Here is an 8,582-nt window from a genome sequence, read left to right as displayed (position 1 = left end):
ATTCTCGGTGTTGTACTCGATGTGCGAAATCGAGATCGTGATCCCACGCGCCTTCTCCTCCGGCGCCTTGTCGATCCCATCGAAATCCGTGAACTCCGCCAACCCACGAGCCGCCAACGTCTTGGAGATCGCAGCCGTGAGGGTGGTCTTGCCATGGTCGATGTGACCCATCGTGCCGATGTTGACGTGCGGCTTGTCCCGCTCGAACTTTGCTTTGCTCATTGCACTACTTCTCTCTTGTCTTTCGTGACTTCGTGGGTTTTCAAGGAACTGGTGGTCGATCGCCTGCGGCTATTCGCCGCGGACGCGCTTGACGATCTCTTCGGCGATGGCCGCGGGTACCTGCTGGTACTCCTCGAACTGCATCGTGTAGGTGGCCCGACCCTGGGTGCGTGAGCGCAGGTCGGTCGAGTAGCCGAACATCTCCGACAGCGGGACCGTGGCGTTGACGACCTGGGTGTTGCCCCGGGCCTCCATCTGGCCGATGCGGCCACGACGGCTGCTGATGTCGCCCATCACGTCGCCCATGTAGTCCTCGGGGGTGACGACTTCGACCTTCATGATCGGTTCCATCAGGACCGGCTTGGCCATCTCGGCCGCCTTGCGGAAGGCCTGCTGGCCGGCGATCTTGAACGCCATCTCCGAGGAGTCGACGTCGTGCGCCGAACCGTCGACGAGGGACACCCGGACGTCGACGGTGGTGTAGCCGGCGAGCACGCCGTTGTCCATCGCCGCCTCGAGGCCCTGCGCGGTCGGGTTGATGTACTCGCGCGGGATCTTGCCGCCCGTGATCTTGTCCTCGAACACGAAGCCGCCACCGGGGTTGGGCGCCATGTCGATCTTGACCACGGCGTACTGGCCGGTACCGCCGGACTGCTTGATGTGGCGGTACTCGACGTTGGTGACTTCCTTGGTGATCGTCTCGCGGTACGCGACCTGCGGCTTGCCGACGGTGGCTTCCACGCTGAACTCACGCTGCATGCGGTCGACGAGCACTTCGAGGTGCAACTCGCCCATGCCGGAGATGACGGTCTGGCCGGTCTCGTGGTCGGAGCGGATGCGGAAGGTGGGGTCCTCGTCGGAGAGCGACTTGAGGGCCTTGCCGAGCTTCTCCTGGTCGGACTTGGTCTTCGGCTCGATCGCGACGTGGATGACCGGCTCGGGGAACTCCATGCGCTCCAGCACGATCGGGTGGTCCTTGTCGCACAGCGTGTCGCCGGTGGTGACGTTCTTGAAGCCGAGCCCGGCGACGATGTCACCGGCCATGGCCACGTCGAGGTCCTCGCGTTGGTTGGCGTGCATGAGCAGGATGCGGCCGAGGCGCTCGCGGTCTTCCTTGACCGAGTTGTAGACCTCTTCGCCCTTGCTGATCTCACCGGAGTACACGCGGAAGTAGGTGAGCTTGCCGAACGGGTCGGCGACGATCTTGAATGCCAGAGCGGCGAACTCCTTGTCCTCCGGGCCGCGGTACATGTCGATCTCTTCGCCGCCCTTCATCAGGGTGCCGTGGGCCGGCGGGATGTCGAGCGGGCTGGGCAGGAAGTCGACGACGGCGTCGAGCATCGGCTGGACACCCTTGTTCTTGAACGCCGAGCCGCACAGGATCGGCACGAAGTCGAACGCCAGCGTGCCCTTGCGGATCGCCGCCTTGATGTCGGCCTCGGAGATCTCCTCGCCGCCGAGGTAGGCGTCCATCAGGGCCTCGTCCTGCGTGGCGATGGTCTCCATCATGGCTTCGCGGTACTCGTTGGCCTGGCCGACCATGTCCTCCGGGATGTCCTCGATCTCGTAGGTCGCGCCGAGGTCCTTCTCGTCGACGTTGCGCCAGACGAGTGCCTTCATCCGCACGATGTCGACGAGACCCTCGTAGGCCTTCACTGCCTCGGGGCCACCTGCGCCGATGGGCAGCTGGATGACGAGCGGCACGGCCTGCAGACGATCGATGACCATCTGCACGGTCCGGTAGAAGTCGGCGCCGATGCGGTCCATCTTGTTGATGAAGCACATACGCGGCACCTTGTAGGTGTTCGCCTGGCGCCAGACCGTCTCGGTCTGGGGCTCGACACCGGCGACGGAGTCGAACACGGTGACGGCACCGTCGAGGACGCGCAGCGAGCGCTCCACCTCGATGGTGAAGTCGACGTGTCCCGGCGTGTCGATGATGTTGATCCGGTGGTTGTCCCACACGCACGTGGTGGCCGCCGAGGTGATCGTGATGCCACGCTCCTGCTCCTGGGCCATGTGGTCCATGGTCGCAGCGCCGTCGTGGACCTCACCGATCTTGTAGCTCTTGCCCGTGTAGTAGAGGATGCGCTCGGTCGTGGTGGTCTTGCCGGCGTCGATGTGCGCCATGATCCCGATGTTGCGGGTGCGATTCAGGGGGAATTCACGCTTGGCCATGTTGATGCTGACTCCGAACTCTTCTTCTACTTCTCAAGGGGCTGACGATCCGGACGATCCGGGCCGGTGCTGACAACGTGGGACCAGCCAGACAGGCGGGGACACGGCGTCCGAGTGTACCGGCGCTTTGCCCGCCCCAACCGCGCGTGACCGATGCCGTCCGTGTACCCGGCCCCCGCACGGCCATCACCCATGATCGGTGCGGCCGTGGGGTATCGGCCACGACGGTAGGTTGCCCACGTGCTTCGACGGTTGGCGTGGACGGGAGTACTCGGGCCGGCGGCGTTCGTCGGCGCATGGGCCCTCGGCGGCATCATCACCGGCCGGCGGTACTCACCCGTCCACGACACCATCAGCCGACTGGCTGCGATCGGTGCCGACACCCGCCCGCTGATGACGACCGGTATGGTCGTGTTCGGGATCGCGGTACCGGTGTACGGCATCGCGATCCGTCGAGCTCTCGACGGGCCGGCGTGGATCTCCGCCGTCACGGCGGGCCTCGCCACCTTGGGCGTCGCCGCCGCGCCGCTCGACCACTCGCCACTCGTCGATGCACTCCACCTCGCCGCCGCGGGCGTGGGCTACGTGGCTCTGGCCCTCGTTCCCGTGCTCGCACACTCCGGCCTCGTCGCGGCCGGACACCGCCGACTCGCCATGTTCGGAGCGGTCGCCGCCCTCACGGCGGGCGCATCGATGATCACCAGCCTCGTCGTCGATCAGAGCGGGCTGTTCCAGCGAATCGGCCTCACGGCAGGCGACACCTTCCTCATCGCCTCCGTTCCGGCGATCGCGTCCCTTGCGTCTGCGAACGGCAGAGCCCGCCTGCGCGCCGGGGTCACGTCGCGTTGACGGCGGCGGCGAGTCTGCTCACCGACTCGCTCATCTGAGTCTCGCTGACGAGCGGGAACCCGACCTTGTCCAACAGGGCTTGATCGGTGACCTTGCTCCAGTCGTAGGTGAGCGTGACGGTGGTCTGGTCGGAGCCGTCCGAGCGCAGTTCCCACAGCCATTCCCATCCCGGAGGCTCGGTCCCGGCCGGCGCCGTCTTCCAACCGACCATCTTGTTGTCGTCGAAGGCGCTGACGAAGTTGTCGGTCTGGTAGTCGCCGCCCATGTGGTCACCGGTCATGTTCATCGTGAACTTCTGGCCGACCTCGTGGAGACGATCTCCATGATCGAGTCCGGTCACGAAGCCCGAGGTGTCGAGATCGATGTGGCGGTTCGGATCGGTCAGGACCGCGAAGAGGGCTCGCGCCGGTGCGGGAATGGTGCGTTCGACGGTGCAGGATGCTGTGTCACTCATGGTGTCGCTGTACCCGGTGGCGTCCCGATCGACACACGCCTCGGGCTGGACCACCACATCGACCTCAGGACCCGTCCGGCATCCACTCCGCCCATCGCGCCTGATCGGCGAGTCCGTCGACGACCTGGACCGCCGCGAGTGCTCCCGATGCGGTGACGACCCGACCACCGTCGTCGGAGGCGGTGCGCATCGACGACACGTTGACCCCGAGAGCCGCCAACTCGTCCTCGGCGAGCCAGTGCCCCGTGGCGGATCGTCCTTCGAGTCGGCCCACCGACGCGAGGAGCAGCGAGCCCGTCGAGATCGCGAGGATTCCTCGCGCCTCGAGCGCTGCCGTCGTCAGCCACGCCCGGGTCGCCGGGTCGTCGATCACCTGCTTCCACCCGAGTCCGCCGGGGACCACGAGGACGTCGACGTGCGGCGCGTCGACGGGGGTGCAGTCGACCCGGATCGCACGAGACGGCTCGACCGCATGGATCGGGCCGACCGCGGCACCCACGAACACCACACCCGCTTGCAGCCGATCGGCGAGGCGCGCGACCGGTTCGTCGACCTCGCTGCTGGACACGCCGCGGTACACCAGCACGCCGATCCTCAGTGCACCGTCGGCGGCGACGCGTCCGGTCAGTGGGTCGAGCTCTCGTCCACGTCGGTCGCCGGACGGTCGGCCGATCAGCCCCGCAACGAAGTCACGCAGCCGGGCCATGTCGACAAGCTACGCCGTCCGGGTGGAGCGCGTCAGCTGACGTTGCCCTGGATGTAGTCGTGGAGTTGGTCGTTCTCCCGCTCGAGTTCCCCGAGGCGGGACTTGACGACGTCACCGATCGAGATCATGCCGGTGAGCGCGCCGCGGTCGTCGACGGTCGGCAGGTGGCGGATCCGTCGGTCGGTCATCAGCGACATCAAGCTGTCGATCGAATCACTCGCCCTGCACGTGAAGACTTCGGACGACATGACGCTGGCGACGTCGGCGTCGAGGGTGGCGGCGCCGTCACGGGCGAGCGCCCGGACGATGTCACGTTCGGACACGATCCCGTCGATCGTGGACCCGTCGCCACTCACGACGAGCGCACCGAAGCCCTTCTCGCGCAGGAGTGCCGTTGCGTCGGCGAGGGTCGCCGTCGGCGCGATCGTGACCACCTCGGACCCTTTGGAAGACAGGATGGACTGGACGTTCATGGTGTGCTCCTCTCGATGGGAGCCCCAACCTAGTGCATTCGTGAAACGACGCAAGTCGCGCCATGGGCTTCGTCTCGCAGTCCTCGACCCTCAGAGGGTGACCTCTCCGGCATCGCCCGACAACGTGGCGCGCAACCCCGGTGCGCCGCCGGGCTCCGGCTCCGTGACCGTGATGTCCAGGGACAGTGCGGCGAGGATCCCGAGCACGTCGAAGGGTCGCTGATGGACGATCGCGACCTCGACGAGTTCGACCCCACCGGGCTGCGTGACGTTCGGACGCGGCGTGTCGCCCCACTCGATGAGGAACGGCAACGTGCGCTGCGTCGGCATCGTGAGTCGCCATGCGAGTCGTCCACCGTCGGGAGCGAGCCGGCTCATGTCGACGTACGGGCCGACGTCGTGACCTGCGTCGAACATCGCGTCCGCGAGGTCGTCGATGGTCTCACCGTCGTCGGGACGAACGGCGAAGCCGACGAGCACCATCGCCCCGCCACCGTCGGCGAGTGCTCGGTCGAGCTCGAACGGGCGGGGTGTCCCCGACGTCGACGGGTCGGGTTGGTCGGGGTCAGGAGCGAGGAGTTCGAGGTAACACTCCCCCAGTGACACGAGCGCGTTGTGCGTCCCCAGCCCTTCGTGCGAACCACCGATCGCAGGGCGAACCCCCGTGGCGTCCTCGAACCAGTCGACCGCCGACGGGAGATCGGGGACCGCGAGCACGAGATGGTCGATGACAGCCATCACCGATGATCGCAGACCGACGTTCCGTCGACGACGATCGCCGTGACGATCGCCGGGCGGCGATGCCGGACCGTGGCTCCGGACGAGGCCGTCCGGACACTCCGACTCACGATCGTGGACCCCGGTGGGTGAACATGACTCGATGCCGACGACCTTCATCGAGTCACGCAAGGCGCTCCACGAGACGCATCGCATCGCCGTCGACGGAGCGGTCGACGCCGACGGACACATCCTGGAACCGCCGACCCTGTGGGAGGACTACATCGACCCGAAGTTCCGGGACCGGGCGCTGCGGATCGTGATCGACGAGAACGGGCTGGAGGAACTCGAGCTCGACGGTCGACGCTCGGTCATGGCGAGGAACGGGATGCCGTCGACCCTCGGCGCGATGGGCGACCCCGATCTGGCGGCGATGCAGAAGGACCCGGAGCGGACCTACCTCGCCGAAGCTCCGTACGGCACGATGCACGCCGGTGAACGAGTGGCGATGCTCGACGCCGAGAACATCGACATCGCAATCCTGTACACGACGGTCGGGTTGCTCTGGGAAGCCGAAGTGACCGACCCGGCGCTGGCTCAGGCATACACCACGGCGTACAACCGGTGGATCACCGAATTCTGCGCCGGTTCACCGCGGCTCGTGCCGACCGCCCACATCTCGCTCAGCGATCCGCTCGCCGCGGCACGCGAGCTCGAACGTGCTGTCGACGCCGGCGCCAAGGGTGCCTACGTCTGCCCGTTCACCCACGCCGGGCTCCCTCTCGGCCACCCCGCCCACGATCCCGTCTTCGCCGCGGCACAGGACCTCGATGTCCCGTTCGCGATCCACCCGACCTTCGAGCCGCAGTGGACGAAGGGGACGCGGATGGGTGACTGGCAGAACGTGAAGCAGTTGCGATTGCTCGCATCGGTCCAGGCATCGGACGGCGTGCGCCACCAGTTCACCACCCTCTTCGACTACGGGGTGTTCGACAAGTTCCCCACTCTCAAGGTGCTCGTGCTCGAGTCCGGCGGCGGGTGGATCGGCTACTGGCTGGATCGGATCGACGCCGTCTACGGCCACACGTTCATCGGCGAACGGGTGCCGCTCGAGCACAAGCCCTCCGACTACTTCCGCGAACGCATCTGGATCAGTTGCGACCCCGACGAACGCACGATCCCCTCGCTCGCCGAACGCTTCGGAGTGGAGCGGTTCCTGTGGGCGTCGGACTTCCCGCACGCCGATCACACGCCTGAGTACGTCCACGACCTCAACGACCTCGTGGCGTCGTTCCCGGACCACGATCGGGCCAAGTTCACCGGCGACAACGCCCGCGCCCTGTTCGGCCTCCCCTCGGGTCGCGGCTGACGACAGCTCGGCCAGACTGGACAACGTGACGGATCACGACGAGACGGCGCGCTCACCCGGCGAGCGGGCCGAGGACCTGCAGCCGCCGTCGAGGACCTGCAGTTGTGGCGTCGCGGACGTTGCGCCATGGCGCCAGCGCGACACGTTGTGGAGTCCGGCATCGGCGATCGCCGGGGTCCTCACCGTCGCCCTCCTCGTCGTTCTCCTCATCCGCCTGGCGATCCCATGGCTGTGGCTCACTTTCGGCGCGACCGTGTCGGTCGGACTCGCGGTGTCCGCTCGAGCGTCGAGGCGATCCGGTCACCGATCGACGTGCCTGGCGGTGCGAAGCCTGTGGAGAACGATCGCTGCGATCGGTCTTCCGCTGCGGGTCGGCGCCGGCCTCCCCTTCTGAGCACTCCCGCTCGAACGACGGAACCCCGGGCCGTCGGCCCGGAGTTCCGTTCGTGTTCATCGTTTGGAGTCGGCGACGTCGGCCTGCTTCAACCGGCCACGACGTGACCGGCGCAGGAGTTCACCAGCGCCGGGCGCTCACCAGCGATAGTGGGCGAAGGCCTTGTTGGATTCGGCCATCTTCTGCATGTCGTCGCGGCGCTTCATCGCGGCGCCGAGACCGTTGGCTGCGTCCATCAGTTCGTTGGCAAGGCAGAGAGCCATCGACTTCTCACGACGGTTGCGGGCGAAGTCCACGAGCCAGCGGATCGACAGGGTGGTCGCACGGCGAGGGCGAACCTCGACGGGCACCTGGTAGGTGGCGCCACCGACGCGGCGGCTGCGCACCTCGAGGGGCGGCTTGACGTTGTCGATCGCACGCTTGACCGTGTCGATCGCCATGTCCTCGCCTTCGAGCTTGCTCTGGATGATCTCCATCGCGTCGTACACGATCTTCTCGGCGACGTTGCGCTTGCCGTGCAGCATGACCTTGTTGATCAACTGCGTGACGACGACGGACTTGTAGATCGGGTCGGCGACCAGATCGCGGCGGGGTGCGGGTCCTTTACGAGGCATCTCGGGTCACTTCTCCTTCTTGGCGCCGTAGCGGCTGCGAGCCTGCTTGCGGTTCTTGACGCCGACGGCGTCGAGCGTGCCGCGGATGATCTTGTAGCGCACACCGGGGAGGTCGCGCACACGACCCCCACGAACGAGCACGATCGAGTGCTCCTGCAGGTTGTGGCCTTCGCCCGGGATGTAGGCCGTGACCTCGATGCCCGAGTTCAGGCGGACACGAGCGACCTTGCGCAGTGCCGAGTTCGGCTTCTTCGGGGTCGTGGTGTACACGCGGGTGCACACACCGCGACGCTGCGGGGAGCCCTTGAGCGCCGGCGTCTTCGACTTGGTGACTTTCGAGCTGCGTCCCTGTCGGACGAGCTGCTGGATGGTTGGCATGAAAAGGAATCTCGTTCCGATCGGGACCGGCGGACGCAGTAGGCGTTCGCCGACATGTGGTGGGTTGGATGCGCCGGATGCGCACCCGCCGTACAGCGGCCCACGAAGGGATTCCCCGCTGAGAGGACCGTGAAATGCTACGGAGCCACACGACATCGCGCAACGCGCTTCGACGAACCCGACTCGACCCACCCCGGCGGCCGGCGCCCAACCACCGCGGTGAGTCTC

11 protein-coding genes are annotated in these 8,582 nt (G+C 66.7%); 3 read left to right on the top strand and 8 right to left on the bottom strand.

Features of this window, described 5'->3' with window-relative positions; all coding sequences use genetic code 11:
- Positions 1-222 (bottom strand): GTP-binding protein (locus ABJK40_RS16590; protein WP_348480087.1); only part of this gene is annotated, 222 nt, incomplete at its 3' end.
- Between the two features lie 69 nt (positions 223-291).
- Positions 292-2,400, bottom strand: a complete 2,109-nt coding sequence (gene fusA, locus ABJK40_RS16585) for an elongation factor G (RefSeq protein ID WP_348480088.1) — start codon at positions 2,398-2,400, stop codon at positions 292-294.
- A gap of 240 nt (positions 2,401-2,640) precedes the next feature.
- Between fusA and ABJK40_RS16580 the strand changes: the two genes are divergently transcribed.
- Positions 2,641-3,249, top strand: a complete 609-nt coding sequence (locus ABJK40_RS16580) for a DUF998 domain-containing protein (RefSeq protein ID WP_348480089.1) — start codon at positions 2,641-2,643, stop codon at positions 3,247-3,249.
- Here the strand turns inward: ABJK40_RS16580 and ABJK40_RS16575 are convergent.
- The 4 genes from ABJK40_RS16575 to ABJK40_RS16560 all read right to left on the bottom strand — a co-directional run bounded on the left by ABJK40_RS16575 (position 3,236) and on the right by ABJK40_RS16560 (position 5,620).
- Positions 3,236-3,703, bottom strand: coding sequence for an SRPBCC domain-containing protein (locus ABJK40_RS16575; protein WP_348480090.1), 468 nt, complete (start codon positions 3,701-3,703; stop codon positions 3,236-3,238). The genes ABJK40_RS16580 and ABJK40_RS16575 overlap by 14 nt on opposite strands.
- Before the next feature lie 64 nt (positions 3,704-3,767).
- Positions 3,768-4,409 carry a DJ-1/PfpI family protein gene (locus ABJK40_RS16570; protein WP_348480091.1) on the bottom strand — a complete coding sequence of 214 codons (642 nt, stop codon included), beginning with the start codon at positions 4,407-4,409 and terminating at the stop codon, positions 3,768-3,770.
- Between the two features lie 32 nt (positions 4,410-4,441).
- A complete protein-coding gene (locus ABJK40_RS16565) occupies positions 4,442-4,882 on the bottom strand; it encodes a CBS domain-containing protein (protein ID WP_348480092.1) in 441 nt (146 codons plus the stop codon).
- Between the two features lie 90 nt (positions 4,883-4,972).
- Complete coding sequence (locus ABJK40_RS16560; RefSeq protein WP_348480093.1) at positions 4,973-5,620, bottom strand: VOC family protein; 648 nt, start codon at positions 5,618-5,620, stop codon at positions 4,973-4,975.
- A 142-nt stretch (positions 5,621-5,762) separates the two neighbouring features.
- Between ABJK40_RS16560 and ABJK40_RS16555 the strand changes: the two genes are divergently transcribed.
- Both ABJK40_RS16555 and ABJK40_RS16550 read left to right on the top strand, forming a co-directional pair.
- Positions 5,763-6,968 (top strand): amidohydrolase family protein, encoded by a 1,206-nt coding sequence (locus ABJK40_RS16555; RefSeq protein WP_348480095.1) that lies wholly within the window; start codon positions 5,763-5,765, stop codon positions 6,966-6,968.
- Positions 6,969-6,993: 25 nt separating this feature from the next.
- A complete protein-coding gene (locus ABJK40_RS16550; RefSeq protein ID WP_348480097.1) occupies positions 6,994-7,362 on the top strand; it encodes a hypothetical protein in 369 nt (122 codons plus the stop codon).
- Positions 7,363-7,499: 137 nt separating this feature from the next.
- On the opposite strand, the gene rpsG is transcribed toward ABJK40_RS16550, so the two are convergent.
- Both rpsG and rpsL read right to left on the bottom strand, forming a co-directional pair.
- The gene (gene rpsG / locus ABJK40_RS16545) at positions 7,500-7,976 is read right to left on the bottom strand and encodes a 30S ribosomal protein S7 (RefSeq protein ID WP_348480098.1); all 477 of its coding nucleotides are present in this window, start codon (positions 7,974-7,976) and stop codon (positions 7,500-7,502) included.
- 6 nt (positions 7,977-7,982) lie between these two features.
- Positions 7,983-8,354 (bottom strand): 30S ribosomal protein S12, encoded by a 372-nt coding sequence (gene rpsL, locus ABJK40_RS16540; RefSeq protein ID WP_015440371.1) that lies wholly within the window; start codon positions 8,352-8,354, stop codon positions 7,983-7,985.
- Positions 8,355-8,582: the final 228 nt, after the last annotated feature.

It is taken from the genome of Ilumatobacter sp., assembly GCF_039969435.1.
Taxonomy (GTDB): domain Bacteria; phylum Actinomycetota; class Acidimicrobiia; order Acidimicrobiales; family Ilumatobacteraceae; genus Ilumatobacter_A.
Note: the sequence above shows the minus strand (reverse complement) of the source record. Positions and strands in the feature narration are given on the sequence as shown.